Origin of the sequence: Streptomyces sp. WM6378 (genome assembly GCF_001279695.1) — a bacterium.
In the GTDB taxonomy this organism is placed as follows: domain Bacteria; phylum Actinomycetota; class Actinomycetes; order Streptomycetales; family Streptomycetaceae; genus Streptomyces.
Map to the genome: position 1 here is coordinate 56,727 of NZ_LGDD01000306.1, position 16,957 is coordinate 73,683.

Consider the following 16,957-nt stretch of genomic DNA (forward strand, 5'->3'; position numbering starts at 1 on the left):
TGTGCACCCGGCCACTGACAACGGCCCACATGGCGGGAAAGCGGCAGCTCAGAGGGGTCTCGTCACCGCTTCCACGAGGTAGGGCAGGAACCGTTCGGCAAGGGTGCCGGGGGCCAGGACATCCGGCTCCACGTAACTCTGGCCGAGCGCCCCCTCACGCAGCGCGACCACGACCCGCACGAGTTCCGCCAGATCGCCGCGCGGCCGGAGCCCGGCCCTCGTGAGGAGGCCGCCGAGCAGGGCCGCCGCCTCCTCGCGCAGGCGTGCGTCATGATCGGCGAGCCGGGCGGCCGCCTCCGGCTTGCGGATCGCGTACAGCGTGAACTCGGTGGTCACCAGGAACCAGGTGCGCTCGTCGGGCTCGACGTGCGCGAGCAGAGCGGCGATCCGCGCCGCTGACAGGTCCCGGTCGTCCGTCTCGTCGGCCAGCCTGGTGATCCGCTCCAGCTCGCGTGCCGCGTGCGCGTCGAAGAGGGCGAAGAACAGCTCCTCCTTGGAGGAGAAGTTGGAGTAGAAGGCGCCCCGGGTGTAGCCCGCGCGCCGGCAGACGTCCTCGATCCTGGCCGCCCCGAACCCCGACTCGGCGAACACCTCCAGCGCGGCGTCGAGCAGCCGGGCCAGCGTCTGCGGCCGGCGCTTCGTCGTTCCCTTGGGCACTCGTCACTCCCGGACCCTTGACAGCGCGTACGCGCTCGGAAAGCATCCGAACGCGTATCGGATACGTGAATGTATCCGATACGGGCTCCCCGGCAACTCCTTTCAGCCCACCCGCAAGTCCCGCCAGGAGGAACGCACATGAGTGACGAAGGCGCGGCCCCCGCCCCCGCCGAGCTGATCGCGGGCGCGGCGGGCCCCATGCCCGAAGGGGTCACCATTCCCCTGCCGCCCGTCTTCGAGGACGTCGAGGAGGAGCGCCGCTACCGCAAGGAGCAACTCGCCGCCGGATTCCGGCTGTTCGGCCGCTTCGGCTTCTCCGAAGGCGTGGCCGGGCACATCACCGTCCGCGACCCGGAGCACACCGACCGGTTCTGGGTGAACCCGTTCGGCATGAGCTTCGGTCGGATCAAGGCGTCCGACCTGATCCTCGTCGACCACGCGGGCAACCTCGTGCACGGCACCCGCCCGGTGAACCGCGCCGCGTTCGTCATCCACGCGGCCGTCCACCAGGCCCGCCCCGACGCGATCGCCGCCGCCCACGCGCACTCCCTGCACGGCAAGGCGTTCTCCTCCCTCGGCATCCCGCTCGACCCCATCACCCAGGACGCCTGCGCCTTCTTCGAGGACCACGGCCTCTACGGCGACTACCGGGGCGTCGTCAGCGACGCCGAGGAAGGCAAGCGGATCGGCGCCGCACTCGGCGCGTACAAGGCGGTGATCCTCCAGAACCACGGGCTGCTCACCGTCGGCCAGTCGGTCGCCGAGGCGGTGTGGTGGTTCACCACCATGGAGCGCTCCTGCCAGGCCCAGCTCCTGGCCATGGCCGCCGGCACCCCCAAGCACATCGACCGCGACACCGCCCTGCACGCCCGAGGCCAGCTCGGCGGCCACTTCGCGGGCTGGTTCCAGGCCCAGCCGCTCTACGAACAGATCGCCGACTCCGACCCGGATTACGTCAACTAGCCTTTGCTGTATGGCATTTCAAGCCGGGCGCGGCATCGCCGACATCACCGGAGAGGCCGCCGAGTGCGGCATGCTCGGCTACGGCAAGGCGGACCAGCAGAGCGCGGGCATCCACACCCGCCAGCGGGCCCGCGCCTTCGCCTTCGGGGAGGGCGGGGCCCGGCTGCTGCTCGTCGTGTGCGAACTGCCGCTGATGTCGGACGCCGTCGTGCGGGAGGTGCTGCGGCGCCTTCCCGACGGCTACGGCGCGGCCAACGTGATGCTGACCGCCACCCACACCCACTGCGGGCCCGGCGGCTACTTCCACCACGCGCTCTACAACGGCAACACCGGCGGCTTCCGCGAGCAGACGTTCCGCGCGATCACCGACGGCATCACGGAGGCCGCCAGGTCGGCGATCGCCGACCTGGCTCCCGCTCAACTCGGGCTATCCCATGGCGAGTTGACCGACGCCAGCGTCAACCGTTCGCGCCGGGCTTTCGAGCGCAACCCGGCGGCCGACCGCGCGCACTTCCCCGGCGCCATCGACCCGGCGACCACTCTGCTCACCGTCGAGCGCGACGGCCGACTTGCGGCGGCCGTCAACTGGTTCGCCACCCACAACACCAGCATGACCAACCGCAACCGGCTGATCAGCGCCGACAACAAGGGCTACGCCGCCCTGCGTTGGGAGCGAGAAGTGGCCGGAGTGGACCATCTCGCCGACACCGAACCGGAGTTGGTGACCGCCTTCGCGCAGACCAACGCGGGCGACATGTCGCCGAACCTGGCCCTGGCGCCCGGGTGCGGACCGACCGGCGACGAGTTCGAGAACACCCGGATCATCGGCACCCGCCAGTACCAGGCCGCGGCCGCGCTCACCGGTGGCAAGGAGATCTCCGGCGGGCTCGACTCCCGCGCCACCCACGTCCACCTCTCCGCCGTCGACGTGCGCCCCGAGTTCACCGGCGACGGGCGTACGCACCGCACCTCGCCACCCGTCGCCGGAGCGGCCGCGTTCGCCGGCGCCCGGGTCGACGGCCCCGGCTTCAAGGGGTTCCGGCCCGGCGCCAACCCCGTGTGGGACGCGGTCTCGCGGCGGCTCGTCTACCCCTTCGCGCCCGCCCTGCGCGACGCCCAGTACCCCAAGGCGCTCGCCCTGCCCGCGGGCCCCGTCAACCGAATCCTGCCGATGGTCCAGGAGCGTGCGGCCGTCCAACTCCTGCGCATAGGGCCGCTGTTCCTCATCGGCGTTCCCGGCGAGGTCACCATCGTCGCCGGTCTGCGGCTGCGGCGTACGGTCGCCGCGATCGTCGGCGCGGAGCTGTCCGACGTCCTGGTCGCCGGGTACAGCAACGGGTACGTCCACTACGTGACGACGCCCGAGGAGTACGACGCGCAGGAGTACGAGGGCGGCAGCACGCTCTTCGGGCGCTGGGAGCTGCCCGCGCTCTGCCAGACCGTGGCGGGCCTCGCCACCGCGATGCGCGACGGCACCCCGGTCGACCCCGGCACGCCGGAGCCCGCCGTGCCGGTGGGCCGGCGGCACCGCCGCACGGCCGCAGACGCCCCGCACCCGGGCCGGCGCTACGGCGACGTACTGGACTTCTCGCTCATCGGCCGCCGCGCCACCGCCTCCTTCGTAGCCGCCCACCCCTCCAACAACCTGCGCAGGGGCGGCAGTTACCTGACCGTGGAGCGCCGGGGCGACGACGGATCATGGACGCGCATCGCCGACGACGGCGACTGGTCCACGGTGTTCCGCTGGGCCCGCTCCGGCGGCGCGACCTCGGTCGCCACGGTCACCTGGAACATCCCGCCGGACACACCGCCGGGCTCCTACCGCATCGCGTACCACGGCGACAGCGCGACGAAGGGCCCGTTCACCGGAGTGAGCGAGCCCTTCGAGGTCGGGTGAATGCCGGTGCGGCTCAGACCGACCGGTGATACTGGTGCGGCACGTGCACCTCGCCGCCCAGCTCACGGGCCGCCTGGCGGGCCCACGACGGGTTGCGCAGGAGCTCGCGGCCCAGCAGGACCGCGTCCGCCTCGCCGTTCGCGAGGATCTTCTCGGCCTGCACCGGCTCGGTGATCAGGCCGACGGCCGCGACCGCGAGCGGGCTCTCGTTGTGCACCCGCTCGGCGAACGGCACCTGGTAGCCGGGCCCGGTCGGGATGCGTACGCCCGAGGCGTTGCCGCCGCTCGACACGTCGAGGAGGTCCACGCCGTGCTCCTTGAGCAGGGCTGCCAGGCGGACCGTCTCGTCGGCGTCCCAGCCGCCCTCCTCCAGCCAGTCGGTGGCGGAGACGCGGAAGAAGAGCGGCAGTTCCTCGGGCCACACCGACCGTACGGCGTCGGTGACTTCGAGGGCGAAGCGGGAGCGGTTCTCGAACGAGCCGCCGTACTCGTCGGTGCGCCGGTTGGAGTGCGGGGAGAGGAACTCGCCGATCAGGTAGCCGTGCGCGCCATGGATCTCGACGACCTTGAAACCGGCGTCGAGGGCCCGGCGGGCGGCGTCGGCGAACTGGCCGACGACCTCCTTGATCTGATCGACCGTCAGCTCGGTGGGAACGGTGTGGCGCTCGTCCCAGGCCACCGGGCTCGGGCCGAGCGGCTGCCAGCCCTCCTCGCTGTCCGGGCCCAGGGGTGCGCCGCCCAGCCAGGGGCGGTCCGTGGAGGCCTTGCGGCCGGCGTGCCCGATCTGGATGCCGGGGACGGTGCCCTGGCTCTCCAGGAAGGTGGTGATCCGGCGCAGCGCCTCGACCTGGGTGTCGTTCCAGATGCCGAGGTCCGCGGGCGAGATCCGGCCCTCGGGGCTGACGGCCGTGGCCTCGACCAGGATCAGGCCCGTGCCGCCGGCGGCACGGGCCGCGTAGTGGGCGAAGTGCCAGTCGTGGGCCACGCCCGCGTTCGGTCCGAAGACCTCGGCCGAGTACTGGCACATCGGTGCCATCCAGACCCGGTTCGGGACGGTCACGGACCGCAGGGTGTAGGGCTCGAAAAGGGCACTCGCAGCAGGCACGGCAGACTCCAGTCGAAACGGCCCGGGGCGCTGGTGCGGCGCCGGGAACGCTTCGTACGGTAGCTCTCGTAGTACGGGAGATGTCAAACTACGATAAGTTTCGTACAATGGCGTCCGTGACCACCCCGACGAACACCCGTGAAGTCGCCCACCCGGCGCGCGACGAGATCCGCCTGGAGTGCATCCTGCACGCGCTGTCCGACCCGATGCGGATGCGGGTGGTCCGGGCGCTCGCCACGACCGAGGGCGAGCTCTCGTGCTCGCACTTCGTGCTGCCCGTCACCAAGTCGACGACCACCCACCACTTCCGCGTGCTGCGCGAGAGCGGCGTGATCCAGCAGGTCTACCGGGGCACCGCCAAGATGAACGGCCTGCGCCGCGCCGACCTCGACGCCCTCTTCCCCGGTCTGCTCGACACCATCCTGGACGCGGCCGGACGGGAGGCCGAGCGGCTCGGCGACGTCGCCTGAGAGCCGGCCCGCCTCAGCGTGGGTTCAGCGCGGCCGCGAGCAGCCCGTCCCAGTCGGGGATCTTCACCGAGCGGCGCCCCAGCGACTGCCCGAGCTCGGCCTCGGCGCGCTCGATCGCCAGCCAGCCCTGCCAGGTGACCGGGTGAAGTCCCAACTCCCGCAGCGCGTCGAGCGGTTCGGCCGCCACCGGGCGTTCGGCCAGGCGCGGGGCGTCCTGGAGGAGCGAGGTCACCGTCTCCTTCGCGCAGGGGCGGTTGGTGCCGATCACGCCCGTCGGGCCGCGCTTGATCCAGCCCGCCACGTACTCGCCCGGCGACGGCGCCCCCTCGCGCAGCACCCGGCCCGCCGCGTGCGGCACGGTCCCCGTCGCCGGGTCGAACGGCAGCCCCTGCGGCGGCACCCCGCGGTAGCCGACCGCCCGCAGCACCAGCTGTGCCTCGATGTCCTCGTACGTCCCGGTGCCGAGCACCCCGCCCGCGCCGTCCGGCACCGTCCGCTCGAAGCGCACCGCGCCCACCCTGCCGTCCCGCTCCACGAGCTCCACGGGGCGCAGATAGAACCGCAGATGAAGTTGGCGTACGCCCGGTCGCTGCCCGCGCCCCACCCAGCCGCGCAGCACCTCCACATTGCGCCGGACCGCGCCCGGCAGCGCGGACGGATCGACGAAGTCCGGGTCCCGGGCCAGCTCGGCGGCGTCCACCGTCACGTCCGCGCCCGGCAGCGCGCCCAGCTCCCGCAGCTCCTTGGTGGTGAACCGGGCCTGCGAGGGGCCGCGCCGGGCCGCCATGTGGACCTCGCGCACCCGGCTGACGGCGAGCGCGCCGAGCGCGGACTGCGGCACATCGGTCGGCCGCAGCTCGTCCGCGCCGCGGGCCAGCATCCGCGCGACGTCCACCGCCACATTGCCCGCACCGATCACCACGGCCGAACGCGCGCCCAGAACGAAGGAGTTGGGGTCACTGTCGGGGTGCGCGCTGTACCAGGACACGAACTCGGTCGCGGAGAAACTGCCGGGCAGGTCCTCGCCGGGAATCCCCAGATGCCGGTCGGACTTGGCGCCGACGCAGTACACCACCGCGTGGTAGAGCCGCAGCAGCAGCTCCGGCGGGACGCCGCCCGGGCCCACCTCGACGTGCCCCAGGAAACGGATGCGGCCGTCCTCAAGGACGGTGCGGAGATTGTTCTGCAGCGACTTGATCTTCTCGTGGTCCGGGGCGACCCCGTAGCGGACCAGGCCGTACGGGCACGGCAGCCGGTCCAGGACGTCCACGTGGACCTGTGCGACCGCGCTCTGCTCCAGCAGGCTCTGGGCGGTGTAGACCCCGCTCGGCCCGGATCCGACGACGGCGATGCGCAGCATGGCGGGTGCTCCTTGGGAGAGAGAACCGCAGAAGTCCGCAGAGGACCTTCAGGATGGCACCGCTGTGCGCACGGCGGGTAGACATGCGCCGCCGGTCAGGGGGTCGGTTCGGGCGGCACGCCCAGCTCCCAGTCGAGTCCGTACCGCTGGAACAGCTCGGTCCGCAGGGTCGTCGCGTCCATCGGGGCGCCCGGAAGGAGCGCGGCGAAGACGGCGCCCATCAGGTTGGCCCGCAGCAGCGGGTACTCGGTGTCCACGTCCTGCGAGCCGTAGCGCTCCACGGTGTCCCGCAGAAGGGCGGCCAGGCGCTGCTGCTCCGGGCACTGCACGAACCCCTGGGCCTGCAGGATGCCCGCCATGTGGGCCCGCATGAGGACCGGCTGGGAGTGCGTGAGTCCGAGGATCGCGTCTATGGCGCGGGCAAGCCGCTCGCGCCCGTCGGCGCTCCGCGGCTCGCGCTCCAGGCCCGCCTCAAGCGTGAGGTGCATGAGGCGGTGCACCGCGGACTGGAGCAGCTGGCGCTTGCCCGGGAAGTAGTACGACACCAGGCCGCGGGCCGAACCGGCCCGGTCCGCGATGTCGCCGAGGGTCGTCGACTCATAGCCACGTTCCGCCACCAGCTCCACAGTGGCTTGCAGCAGCCGCTCGCGAGAACGTCTGCGCAGTTCTTCATTGACCGATGCGCTGCGCGGGGACATGCTGTAACTCCTGCGTTGACTGGCTTGGAGCCAATATACTCAGGTGGTCGCGGGACGGTACCCCTTGGCCGGGGTCTGACCTGCGGCATGGGCTGCTCGTTCGGGGTGACGCGGGGGATCACCCCGGACGGGTGGCCCCCTTTTCTTCCGGCCCCTTCCGGTCACTCCTTCCGGCTGCTCAGCGGCCTTCTCCGGCCAGCGCGAGCACCGGCAGCAGGGCGCCCGGACGCTCGTCCACCGGCAGGTGGTCGACGAAGTGCACCGCACAGCCGAGCGCCGCGGCGCCGCCGTCGGCCCGCCGGTCGTCGCCCACCATCAGGACCTCGCGCGGGTCCTGCCCGAGCGCCTCGCAGGCCGCCCTGAACAGCCGCTCGTCCGGCTTCTGCACCCCGTGCTCGAAGGACAGCACGTACGCGTCCACGAAGTCGTCCAGGCCGTGCGCGCGGAAGACCGGCCGCAGGTCCCACCCGATGTTGCTCACCACGCCGACCGTGATCCCGCGCTGCCGCAGCCCCCCGAGGACCTGCTTCGCATCGGGGTACGGCTGCCAGGCGGCCGGGGTCTTGTGGCGGTCGTAGAGCAGGTCGTACAGGCGCGGATCGGGCAGCTCCACCTGCCGCGCGAGACCGGTGTACGTCTCCCGGTGGAGTTCGCCGCTCCGGTCGCGCACGGCCCACAGGTCGGCCAGCTGGTCGGGCAGCCGCAACGGGTTGGCGCCGCCGGGCAGCGCGCCCGCCTCCTCCAACTCCCTTGCACAGCGGGCGAGTTCGGCGTCTGGCAGAGCGATGCCGGAGGCGTCGAGGACGGCGGAGAGCCACGTGTCGACCGGCTCGATCCGGAACAGGGTGCCGGAGAAATCGAAGAGAACGCTCTTGATCGTCATGCTCGTGATCCTCGCGTGCTCATCCCCGGCGGTTCAAGACCCATCGCCTGTGGGCCGCCGCGCTCAGCGTGACGACCGCCAGACCGATCAGCCAGCCGCCCACCACGTCCGAGAGCCAGTGCACGCCCAGGAACAGGCGCGTGAACCCCACGCCGAGCGCGGAGACCACTCCGATCACGGGCACGGCCGTACGGGCCCGGCGCCCGGCCCCGTGCAGCGCGAGCAGCCACACGAGCAGCCCGAAGGCGACCGTCACGCTCAGCGCGTGGCCGGACGGGAACGCGGCGTACCCGGCGGAGTCCACCGGGTCCGGCCACCGCGGCCGGTCCCGGTCCACCGCCGCCTTCAGCCCCTGCTGCACGGCCGTACCGAGGCCGCTCGTCGCCGCGACCCACAGCGCGAGCAGCCGCTCGCCGCGCCACAGCAGGACCCCGACGGCCACCGCGAGCAGAGCCCGCATCGCCCACGGATCCCACACCCAGTCAGTCAGGACCCGGTTGACGTGGGTGAGGCCGGGGTCGGCCACGGCCCGGCGGTGCAGCCCGTCGGCGACCGCCCGGTCCAGCGCCATCAGCGGGCCCCACTGGGCCACCACCAGAACCAGCAGGACCCCGGCGAGCAGGGAGCAGACGAGACCGGCACGGAACAGCGTGACCGGGCGCGGACGGGCCTCGGCGGGAGCGAGCAGCATGCGGATGATCCAAGCCGATGGGGCCGGGGTACGGCTAGCCCAAGGCGTGCAGGCCCGGCACGAGGGCCACGACCAGCGGCACGGCCGGCACGAGCGCGGCGTACGCCGTCAGCCGCAGGCGGTGGCTCGCGGGCAGCCTCGGCGCCGCCGACAGGAGCCGGTGCACGCGCTGGGGGAGCTGGCCGTCCGGGGCGGGGCAGGGCCCGAACACCCCGCGGTGCTCGTTGAGTTCGACCAGCGCGAGCGCGATCGTGAGGCGGCCGAAGCGGCGCGACGCCACGTCGTCGGCGGCCAGTTCCACCAGGCGGTGCATCTCGTCGCGGAACGCGGCGAACACCGGCACCTGCGGGAACCCCCGGGCGAGCGCGCCGGAACAGTGCAGCAGCCAGTCGTGCCGGGCCCGCGCGTGGCCGAGCTCATGGGCGAGCACCGCATCGAGCTGACGGCCCTTCAGGCGCTGAAGTGCCGCTGTGGTGATGACCAGTTGGGGTGTCTGGCCCGGCAGCCACCAGGCATCCGGGCGGGCCGCCTCCAGGACCACCAGACGCTCGCCGGAGGGCTCCTCGCCGGGCAGCAGCGGCGAGCGGAGGCGCAGCTCCGCCCGGCGCCGGCGACGGCGCGCCCAGCTGTCCCTGATCTCCCGGGTGAGCATCGCCCCGGTCCAGGCGCCGCCGAGGAAGAGCACCACCGCGAGCGCCGCCGACCAGGGACCGTAGGGCCCGAGCGCGTACGCCTCGACGACGGCGCGGGGCGCGGGCGCGAACACCTGGCCGCGCACGGTCTGCCAGGCGGACGCGGCGCTGAAGACCATCGCGAGCCCGAAGCAGAGCAGGACCGCCGCCACCACGCACTGCCACACCCACAGCGCCACCACCGGCTCGCGCTCGACCCAGTCGGCGCGGGCGAGGAGTCGCGGGGCGGCGACGGCGGACACCAGGCCGAGCACCAGCAACGCGAGGGAGACCGTCATGGTCTCAGCCTATGAGCGGGGCCGCCGTCATAGGTATGGCCGCGGACGCCAAGTGACGCACGCCACGACGGGGCCGCGGGTACCCGTCTCACGGGGAGCTTCGGCGCCCACTTCCCGGTGGGGGCTCCGGCCGGACCTCGTCTCCGGGCGAGCCCTCGACGCCCATGCGCCCGAGCGCCCGGCCCGCGCCGCCGGGCGCCTCAGACCATCCCCAGCATCGCGAGCATGGCGACCCCCATCGAAAGGCGGCAGGCCAGCGCCAGTTCGGGCCGCGCGCCCCAGGAGACGGCCGCCACGGATCCGCCCCCGCTCGCCGTGGGCAGCAGCCGCGCCCCCGCCGACAGGACATAGCCCGCGAAGTACAGCAGCAGCGCCCCGGTCAGCAGCGGAACGCCGCCCGCCGCATGCCCCTCGTGCCCGGCGTGCGCGCCGCCCCCGGCCCCCGGCGCCATCGCGAGCGCCATGTAGACCATGGCCAGCGAGCCCACCACGTGGTGCAGATGGTGCACCCCGCCCCGTGCCAGCCACAGCGCCCGCAGCGCGGCACCGCCGAAGATCACCGCGTACCCCGCCGGCAGCCACGGCGGTGGGGACAGGAACGCGGCCGGCACGGCCATCGCGGCCATCCCGAACCCCATCACCGCCTCCCCGCCCGCCGCCCCACGGGCTTGCGCGGAACCGCTGCGCATCCGCAGCAGACAGTACGAGCCGGTCGCCGCGCACAGTGCGACGAGCAGCCAGCCGGGCAGCACCGGACCGTGCACGGCGTACCTCCCCGCTCGATGGATGGCCCTGCCGACAGGTCGATGCCCGGCCGTGGGGCCGCATACGCGGGCGCAGGGACACACAAGGGGAGCGCGCGGGAGATCTTCGCCGGTCAGAGCCGGGGTCGCCGGACGGCCCGGATGCCGGGAGCCGCGGAACGCCGTGCGGTGTCGTCAGGGGCGGAAGCGCAGCGGGTGGTCGGCCGGGACCTCCACGACCGCGATGCGCACCCCGTCCGGGTCCTCGATCCACATCTCGACGAGCCCCCACGGCTCGCGCACCGGCGGCCGCGCGACGGCCACCCCGCGCGCCACGAGCTCCTCGTGCGCCTGCGTCACATCCGCCACCTGGAGCCACAGCTGGAGGCCCGGCGCCGGCGGGTGCTCGGCGCGGCCGGACACCTCAAGGAAGCCGCCGCCCAGGAAGTACACCGTGCCGCGCTCCGGCCCCGTACCGAACTCGCGGTAGACGGCGAGCCCGAGCTGTTCGCCGTAGAAGGCGCGCGAACGCTCGGGGTCGGTGGGGCGCAGAAGGGTCCGGCTGCTCAATACGTGCACCATGGCAAGGGACCCTAACGGGCCGGGTTACGCTCGGGAGGCCGCCGCAGCGCAATCGATCAGCAGGGAGACCGCACGATGGACACCGCAAGGCGTGTCGCCGGAGAGCTGAGCTACCGGGACGCCACCGAAGCCGACGTCGAGGCGCTGGTGCCGCTCATCGAGTCGGCCTACCGCGGGGACTCCAGCCGCGCGGGCTGGACCACAGAGGCCGACATCCTGCAAGGGCAGCGCACCGACCCCGACGGAGTGCGCGCGGTCATCACGACGCCGGGCAGCAAGCTGCTCACCGTGGAGCGGGACGGGGCCCTCGTCGCGTGCTGCCAGCTCGAACACCGCGGTGACGCCGCCTACTTCGGGATGTTCGCGGTCTCTCCCGCGCTCCAGGGCGCGGGCCTCGGCAAGCAGATCATCGCCGAGGCGGAGCGCACCGTCCGTGCCGAGTGGGGCGTGCGCGAGATGCACATGACCGTGATCTCGGTACGGGACGAACTCATCGCCTTCTACGAGCGGCGCGGCTACCGCCGTACGGGAAGGATGACGCCCTTCCCGTACGGCGACGACCGCTTCGGCCTGCCGCAGCGCGACGACCTCGAATTCGAGCTGCTCGTCAAGGAGTTGGGCTGAGGGAGCGCTACGCGGTGAAGCGGCCGGTGCGGCGGATCTCGGGGTAGTCGGTCGTCGCGCCGTCCAGTTGCAGGGCGCGCACGAGGCGCAGATGGTCCTGAGTGTTCACGGTCCAGCCGATCACCTTGAGCCCCGCCGCGTGGGCCTGCTCGACCGTTTCCAGGGTGAGCCGGTGGATGCTCAGGACCAGGGTCTTCGCGCCGACGGCCCGGGCCCGGTCGATGAGATCGGGGCCCCAGCTGTCGTCGACGAGCCCGGTGCGCACCCCGGGCACGAGCGAGGCGATCTCGGCGAGCGCCTCGTCGTGGAACGACAGGACCTCCACCCGGCTCACCAGATCGCGCCGCTGGATCACCTCGGCGAGCGAGCGGGCCGCGGCGACGTCCTTGATCTCTGCCTGGACCGGGGTCTTCACCGCGTCGAGCACTTCCTCGAACACGGGGATGCGTTCGCCCTGACCCGCGTCCAGCTCCCGCAGCTCGGCCAGGGTCATCTCGCCGATGGGGCCCCTTCCGTCCGTGGTGCGGTCGACCTCGGCGTCGTGCATGACGACGAGGGCGCCGTCCTTGCTGAGGTGCAGATCGAGTTCGATGACGTCCATGCCCGCGCGTTCTGCGCGGACGAAGGAACGCAGGGTGTTCTCCGGCTCGACACCCATGACCCCGCGATGACCGATGGTGAGGAACGTCAAGACAGGCCTCGCTTCCGTCGACGGCGGTATTGGCGCGTGCGGCGGTCCCGTGCGCACGCGGCAGCCGCAGCCTAACGGCCCGCCACCGCAACGGACCCCGGCTCGCGCGGGGCATCGGACTCCTCCGCGCGGGTTGACGCGATCCCAAGGATGAGGCCGGTGATGACGGCGGCGACAAGCACTGCGCGGGTACTCACGGGGGCGGCTCCGGGGTGCGGGCGACGGACGGAAGGACTCCGTCCTACCTGTGCGCACCCCGCGCGGGCCAACCCGTGTCACCCGCCCGTGGGCGATTCCTCCGGCCCTTGACGTCCTTGGCGTCCGGGCCTCATCAGGGGCCGGGCCAGCCGTCGTGATTGTCCGGTTCTCCACCCTGCTCTCCACCCGGCGGCGGCGCCAGCCGGTCCAGATCGGCGAGCATCTCCCGTGCCAGCTCCAGCTCGGCCAGTTCCCGCAGCTCGCTCCAGCGCAGCGCGATCCGCGGATGTGCCCACTGCTCGTCGTCCTCGGTACGGGCCAGCGCGGCCCGCACCTCCTTCAGTTCGGCCTCGGTGCGGGCGAGGTGCTCCTCGACCAGGGCGCGCAGCCGGTCCGGCGCCGCCAGGTGCCCGAGCCAGATCCGCAGCACCAGCGGATGCTTGAGGACGGGCGGGCCCGCGACTTCCGGGGAGTCGGCCCACTCGGCGAGCGCGTCGCGGCCGGCCTCGCTGATCGCGTAGCGCCGCTTGGCGCGCGGCTCCTCGGGCCCCGAGCGGCGGGACGTGGCGTACCCGAGCGCCTCAAGGCGGCGCAGCTCGGCATAGATCTGGCTGATCGCGGGGGACCAGTAGAAGAACCGCAGGGAGCCGTCGGCCCACTTCTTGAGCTCGTAGCCGGTCCGCTCGCCGGGGAACGAGAGCAGCCCGAGCACCGCCCATGCCGTCGGCGGCAACCGCCGTGCCGCGTACTGCCCGTTGGAGAACTGACGACTAGTCATATGGCGAATTGAAGTGAGCGCGGCGCACGGGCACAACCCCTGAAGGGCCCGTGAGAAGCTCCGTGATCTTGGAGGTGCGGTTGGCAGATCCCACCGATCCGCATCGGCTCCGTTGCGATCCGTACCGATCCGCATCGGTCGGTATCGGCCCGCGCCCGATCATGCCGGTGCCCGCCCGATCGCCGAAGGCCGGGTCGCGATCACCGGCCACGCCGCAGCCATAGCCGTGCCATTGCGTTAACACAGGAAGAAGAGCGGTGCGAAAGCGGGATGGCAGGATAATTTATTGAGATACCTCTTGAGCGGGGGAAGCGAACGCGGATACGGTGTCTTAACGCGAGGTTCTCCTGTGGAGGAAGTGACATGACGGAAATTCTTGTGCAGGACCCGGCCGTGGGGGGCGCAGTATCCGACCGGCGGGTGGTCGACCACCCCGCATGGACCGCGCTCAAGAATGCCGTCGAGGAGATCCGGCCCTGGCAGTCCAAGGACGGCTCGATCGACTTCGACGCCGAGGGCGCCCCGCTCCGCGCCGTCGTCGAGGCCACCCTGGACCAGGTCATAGCCGCGGTCGAGCAGCTCTCCCCGCTGCTGCCGCACGACGCCGCCTACCACCACGCGCTGGTCGGCGACCTGCGTAAATGGGCCGACAGCGCTTTCGACGTGCCGGACTTCCTGGACTCGCTGATGCGGTTCCACCCGGCCGCCGACCGCGCCGACGGACTCCAGCGCCTGGTCCTGTTCCCCATGTACACGCAGAACGGCAACCCCGACCGCAATCTCGAAGCGGTCGTGCTGCGCATGGTGTGGCCCGAGTGGCTCGCAGAGCTGGAAGCCACGCGCTACGACAACCCGCTGTTCTGCGGCATCACCTTCGAGGACTTCACCTCGGGCTACGACACGCACTCGGCCGTCCTCTTCCCCGAGACGATCGCCGTGCGCGAGGCCCCCGAGCGCTTCACCTGGGGCGGCATCTTCTGCGACCGCGAGGCGGCCCGCTTCCGTGCCGTCACCGAGGCTTCGGTACGCATCCTCGGGCTCGAACTGCCCGAGGACATCCGGGAGATGGTGGCCGACCAGGAGCGCTGCGAGCAGGCCTTCGTGCTCTGGGACATGGTCCACGACCGCACCCACAGCCACGGCGACCTGCCGTTCGACCCCTTCATGATCAAGCAGCGCCAGCCGTTCTGGATGTACGGCCTCGAAGAGCTGCGCTGTGACCTCACCGCCTTCAAGGAGGCCGTGAAGCTGGACGCCGAGGGCAACCGGCACGGCCGTGACGTCCAGTACGCCGTGCTCTTCGACCGGATGTTCCGCTTCCCGGTCTCCGGCGACCGCGTCCGCAACTACGACGGGCTCGGCGGTCAGCTCCTCTTCGCCTACCTGCACAAGCACGACGTGGTGCGCTGGACCGACAACAAGCTGCACATCGACTGGGACCGCGCCCCCCAGGTCACCAACCAGCTGTGCGCCGAGATCGAGAAGCTCTACCGCGACGGCATCGACCGGCCGAAGCTGGTGCACTGGTTCGCCGCGTACGAGCTGGTCTCCACCTACCTCGCCCCGCACCCGGGATCGCGCTGGGCCAAGGGCCCCGACGCCCTGGACCTCTCCCAGCCGCCCCGCAAGCTCGTCGACGACGTGCTTCCGGACGAGTTTCCGCTCAGCATGTTCTATGAGGCGCTCTCCAAGAAGCTGAAGGACGTGATCGCCTCCACCAAGGGGATCACCGCCGCTTCCGGCTCGGTCGGGGCTGCCGCGTGAGCTCTCGTACGGAAGGGGCGAGGAAAATGAACAACGGACCTCTCAACGGCGCCGTCGTCGCCGTGGCGGGAGCCGCGGGACCGGCCGGCCGGGCCGCCCTGCTGCGGCTCGCCGAGGCGGGCGCGATCGTCGTGGGCGCCGACGCGGACGCCGCGCGCCTGGCCGAGGCCGTGGACGCCGCGCGGTACGCGCACGGCGGCGCCACCGTCACCGGGGACACCGTCGACCTCCTCGACCTCCAGGCCACCCGCGACTGGGCCGACCGCATCCAGAAGGACTTCGGGCGGATCGACGGCATGGTCCACCTCGTCGGCGGCTGGCGCGGCAGCACCTCCTTCCCGGAGACCGACCTGGCCGACTGGGAGCTCTTGGAGAAGCTCCTGATCAAGACCGTCCAGCACACCTCGCTGGCCTTCCACGACCCGCTGCTGCGCAGCGACCGGGGCCGTTTCGTGCTGGTCAGCCAGTCCGGCGCGCACAAGCCCACCGCGAACAACGCCGCGTACAACGCGGGCAAGGCCGCCGCCGAGGCGTGGACGCTGGCGCTCGGCGACTCCTTCCGCAAGGCAGGGGGCGAGGACGGGCCGACGGCCGCTGCTGCGATCCTGGTGATCAAGGCACTGGTGCACGACGCGATGCGCGCCGAGCGACCCAATGCGAAGTTCGCGGGCTTCACCGACGTCAAGGAACTGGCCGACGCCATCGCCGGCGTCTGGGACCGGCCCGCCCAGGAAGTGAATGGACAGCGCCTGTGGCTGACCCCCAAGCCGTGAGGACCGACGCGCGACAGCACCACGACCCGGCGGTGCGCGGCTTCGCCAGCGACAACTACGCCGGCGCGCACCCCGAGGTCCTCGCGGCCCTCACGCTCGCCAACGGCGGTCACCAGATCGCGTACGGCGAGGACGACTACACCGACCACCTCCAGCGCGTCATGCACAGCCACTTCGGCGCGGGCGCCGAGGCCTTCCCGGTCTTCAACGGGACCGGGGCCAACGTCACCGCGCTCCAGGCGCTGACCGACCGCTGGGGTGCGGTCGTGTGCGCCGAGACCGCGCACATCAACGTCGACGAGGGCGGCGCTCCCGAGCGCATGGCCGGGCTCAAGCTGCTCACCGTGTCGACGCCCGACGGGAAGCTGACGCCCGAGCTCATCGACCGGCAGGCCTGGGGCTGGGAGGACGAGCACCGGGCGATGCCGCAGGTCGTCTCGATCACCCAGAACACCGAGCTGGGCACGGTCTACACGCCCGACGAGATCAAGGCGATCTGCGAGCACGCCCACGAGCGCGGCATGAAGGTCCACCTCGACGGGGCCCGCATATCCAACGCGGCCGCCTCGCTGAACGTTCCGATGCGTACGTTCACCAACGCGGTCGGCGTGGACGTCCTGTCGTTCGGCGGCACCAAGAACGGGATGCTGTTCGGCGAGGCGATCGTCGTCCTCAACCCGGACGCGGTCCAGCAGATGAAGCACATCCGCAAGATGTCCATGCAACTGGCCTCCAAGATGCGCTTCGTCTCCGTGCAGTTGGAGGCGCTGCTCGCCAAGGACCTGTGGCTGCGCAATGCCCGGCACGCCAACGCGATGGCCCAGCGCCTCGCCGAGGGCGTGCGCCAGGTCCACGGCGTGGAGATCCTCCACGAGGTGCAGGCCAACGCCGTCTTCGCGCGCCTGCCGCACGACGTGAGCGAGCGGCTCCAGAAGCGCTACCGCTTCTACTTCTGGGACGAGAACGCCGGCGACGTCCGCTGGATGTGCTCCTTCGACACCACTGAGGACGACGTCGACGGCTTCCTGGCGGCGCTGAAGGAAGAGATGGCCCGCTAACCGGCCCGGACATATGGATACCTATGCGGCTGTTCGTAAAGTCATTGACTTG

The 16,957-nt window shown here is 71.8% G+C and carries 18 protein-coding genes; 7 read left to right on the plus strand and 11 right to left on the minus strand.

Annotated features, from left to right (window positions below):
* Positions 1-48 precede the first annotated feature (48 nt).
* Positions 49-657, minus strand: a complete 609-nt coding sequence (locus ADK54_RS28005; protein WP_053728511.1) for a TetR/AcrR family transcriptional regulator — start codon at positions 655-657, stop codon at positions 49-51.
* 138 nt (positions 658-795) lie between these two features.
* On the opposite strand from ADK54_RS28005, the gene ADK54_RS28010 reads away from it, so the two are divergent.
* Positions 796-1,620, plus strand: a complete 825-nt coding sequence (locus ADK54_RS28010; protein WP_078966691.1) for a class II aldolase/adducin family protein — start codon at positions 796-798, stop codon at positions 1,618-1,620.
* A 10-nt stretch (positions 1,621-1,630) separates the two neighbouring features.
* Entirely contained in the window at positions 1,631-3,517 is a 1,887-nt protein-coding gene (locus tag ADK54_RS28015; protein ID WP_053728512.1) for a neutral/alkaline non-lysosomal ceramidase N-terminal domain-containing protein, read from the plus strand.
* A gap of 13 nt (positions 3,518-3,530) precedes the next feature.
* Here the strand turns inward: ADK54_RS28015 and ADK54_RS28020 are convergent, their stop codons facing one another.
* A complete protein-coding gene (locus tag ADK54_RS28020) occupies positions 3,531-4,634 on the minus strand; it encodes an NADH:flavin oxidoreductase/NADH oxidase (protein ID WP_199827048.1) in 1,104 nt (367 codons plus the stop codon).
* A 95-nt stretch (positions 4,635-4,729) separates the two neighbouring features.
* On the opposite strand from ADK54_RS28020, the gene ADK54_RS28025 reads away from it, so the two are divergent.
* Entirely contained in the window at positions 4,730-5,092 is a 363-nt protein-coding gene (locus ADK54_RS28025) for an ArsR/SmtB family transcription factor (RefSeq protein ID WP_420717410.1), read from the plus strand.
* 13 nt (positions 5,093-5,105) lie between these two features.
* Here ADK54_RS28025 and ADK54_RS28030 read toward each other — a convergent pair whose 3' ends face one another.
* The 7 genes from ADK54_RS28030 to ADK54_RS28060 form a co-directional block, all read right to left on the minus strand.
* Positions 5,106-6,452: an FAD-dependent oxidoreductase gene (locus ADK54_RS28030; RefSeq protein ID WP_053728513.1), complete on the minus strand. Its 1,347-nt coding sequence runs from the start codon at positions 6,450-6,452 to the stop codon at positions 5,106-5,108.
* A 95-nt stretch (positions 6,453-6,547) separates the two neighbouring features.
* Complete coding sequence (locus ADK54_RS28035) at positions 6,548-7,150, minus strand: TetR/AcrR family transcriptional regulator (protein ID WP_053728514.1); 603 nt, start codon at positions 7,148-7,150, stop codon at positions 6,548-6,550.
* Between the two features lie 178 nt (positions 7,151-7,328).
* Entirely contained in the window at positions 7,329-8,033 is a 705-nt protein-coding gene (locus ADK54_RS28040; protein ID WP_053728515.1) for an HAD family hydrolase, read from the minus strand.
* 19 nt (positions 8,034-8,052) lie between these two features.
* On the minus strand, positions 8,053-8,724 hold the full coding sequence (locus ADK54_RS28045; RefSeq protein ID WP_053728516.1) for a phosphatase PAP2 family protein: 672 nt from the start codon (positions 8,722-8,724) through the stop codon (positions 8,053-8,055).
* A 34-nt stretch (positions 8,725-8,758) separates the two neighbouring features.
* The gene (locus ADK54_RS28050) at positions 8,759-9,694 is read right to left on the minus strand and encodes a M56 family metallopeptidase (RefSeq protein WP_053728517.1); all 936 of its coding nucleotides are present in this window, start codon (positions 9,692-9,694) and stop codon (positions 8,759-8,761) included.
* Positions 9,695-9,894: 200 nt separating this feature from the next.
* The gene (locus ADK54_RS28055) at positions 9,895-10,458 is read right to left on the minus strand and encodes a DUF5134 domain-containing protein (RefSeq protein WP_053728518.1); all 564 of its coding nucleotides are present in this window, start codon (positions 10,456-10,458) and stop codon (positions 9,895-9,897) included.
* 174 nt (positions 10,459-10,632) lie between these two features.
* A complete protein-coding gene (locus ADK54_RS28060) occupies positions 10,633-11,019 on the minus strand; it encodes a VOC family protein (protein WP_053728519.1) in 387 nt (128 codons plus the stop codon).
* 75 nt (positions 11,020-11,094) lie between these two features.
* Here ADK54_RS28060 and ADK54_RS28065 point away from each other — a divergent pair, with 75 nt between their 5' ends.
* Positions 11,095-11,643 carry a GNAT family N-acetyltransferase gene (locus ADK54_RS28065; protein ID WP_053728520.1) on the plus strand — a complete coding sequence of 183 codons (549 nt, stop codon included), beginning with the start codon at positions 11,095-11,097 and terminating at the stop codon, positions 11,641-11,643.
* 7 nt (positions 11,644-11,650) lie between these two features.
* Here the strand turns inward: ADK54_RS28065 and ADK54_RS28070 are convergent, their stop codons facing one another.
* Together ADK54_RS28070 and ADK54_RS28075 are read right to left on the minus strand one after the other, a co-directional pair.
* Positions 11,651-12,334 (minus strand): glycerophosphodiester phosphodiesterase, encoded by a 684-nt coding sequence (locus ADK54_RS28070; RefSeq protein ID WP_053728521.1) that lies wholly within the window; start codon positions 12,332-12,334, stop codon positions 11,651-11,653.
* 331 nt (positions 12,335-12,665) lie between these two features.
* Positions 12,666-13,310, minus strand: coding sequence for a PadR family transcriptional regulator (locus ADK54_RS28075; protein WP_199827041.1), 645 nt, complete (start codon positions 13,308-13,310; stop codon positions 12,666-12,668).
* A gap of 363 nt (positions 13,311-13,673) precedes the next feature.
* Between ADK54_RS28075 and ADK54_RS28080 the strand changes: the two genes are divergently transcribed.
* The 3 genes from ADK54_RS28080 to ADK54_RS28090 are packed head-to-tail and all read left to right on the plus strand — an operon-like array spanning position 13,674 to position 16,905.
* Complete coding sequence (locus ADK54_RS28080) at positions 13,674-15,074, plus strand: DUF6421 family protein (protein WP_053728523.1); 1,401 nt, start codon at positions 13,674-13,676, stop codon at positions 15,072-15,074.
* A 26-nt stretch (positions 15,075-15,100) separates the two neighbouring features.
* Complete coding sequence (locus ADK54_RS28085; protein ID WP_053728524.1) at positions 15,101-15,847, plus strand: SDR family oxidoreductase; 747 nt, start codon at positions 15,101-15,103, stop codon at positions 15,845-15,847.
* Positions 15,844-16,905, plus strand: a complete 1,062-nt coding sequence (locus ADK54_RS28090; RefSeq protein WP_199827042.1) for a threonine aldolase family protein — start codon at positions 15,844-15,846, stop codon at positions 16,903-16,905. Before ADK54_RS28085 ends, ADK54_RS28090 begins: the two co-directional genes overlap by 4 nt.
* The last annotated feature ends 52 nt before the right edge of the window (positions 16,906-16,957 follow it).

Coding starts and splice junctions, on each gene's coding strand:
- ADK54_RS28045 (WP_053728516.1), bottom strand. CDS start 8,724: ATGCTGCTCGCTCCCGCCGAGGCCCGTCCGCGCCCGGTCACGCTGTTC.
- ADK54_RS28010 (WP_078966691.1), top strand. CDS start 796: ATGAGTGACGAAGGCGCGGCCCCCGCCCCCGCCGAGCTGATCGCGGGC.
- ADK54_RS28025 (WP_420717410.1), top strand. CDS start 4,730: ATGGCGTCCGTGACCACCCCGACGAACACCCGTGAAGTCGCCCACCCG.
- ADK54_RS28030 (WP_053728513.1), bottom strand. CDS start 6,452: ATGCTGCGCATCGCCGTCGTCGGATCCGGGCCGAGCGGGGTCTACACC.
- ADK54_RS28085 (WP_053728524.1), top strand. CDS start 15,101: ATGAACAACGGACCTCTCAACGGCGCCGTCGTCGCCGTGGCGGGAGCC.
- ADK54_RS28060 (WP_053728519.1), bottom strand. CDS start 11,019: ATGGTGCACGTATTGAGCAGCCGGACCCTTCTGCGCCCCACCGACCCC.
- ADK54_RS28040 (WP_053728515.1), bottom strand. CDS start 8,033: ATGACGATCAAGAGCGTTCTCTTCGATTTCTCCGGCACCCTGTTCCGG.
- ADK54_RS28035 (WP_053728514.1), bottom strand. CDS start 7,150: ATGTCCCCGCGCAGCGCATCGGTCAATGAAGAACTGCGCAGACGTTCT.
- ADK54_RS28065 (WP_053728520.1), top strand. CDS start 11,095: ATGGACACCGCAAGGCGTGTCGCCGGAGAGCTGAGCTACCGGGACGCC.
- ADK54_RS28075 (WP_199827041.1), bottom strand. CDS start 13,310: ATGACTAGTCGTCAGTTCTCCAACGGGCAGTACGCGGCACGGCGGTTG.
- ADK54_RS28015 (WP_053728512.1), top strand. CDS start 1,631: ATGGCATTTCAAGCCGGGCGCGGCATCGCCGACATCACCGGAGAGGCC.
- ADK54_RS28050 (WP_053728517.1), bottom strand. CDS start 9,694: ATGACGGTCTCCCTCGCGTTGCTGGTGCTCGGCCTGGTGTCCGCCGTC.
- ADK54_RS28080 (WP_053728523.1), top strand. CDS start 13,674: ATGACGGAAATTCTTGTGCAGGACCCGGCCGTGGGGGGCGCAGTATCC.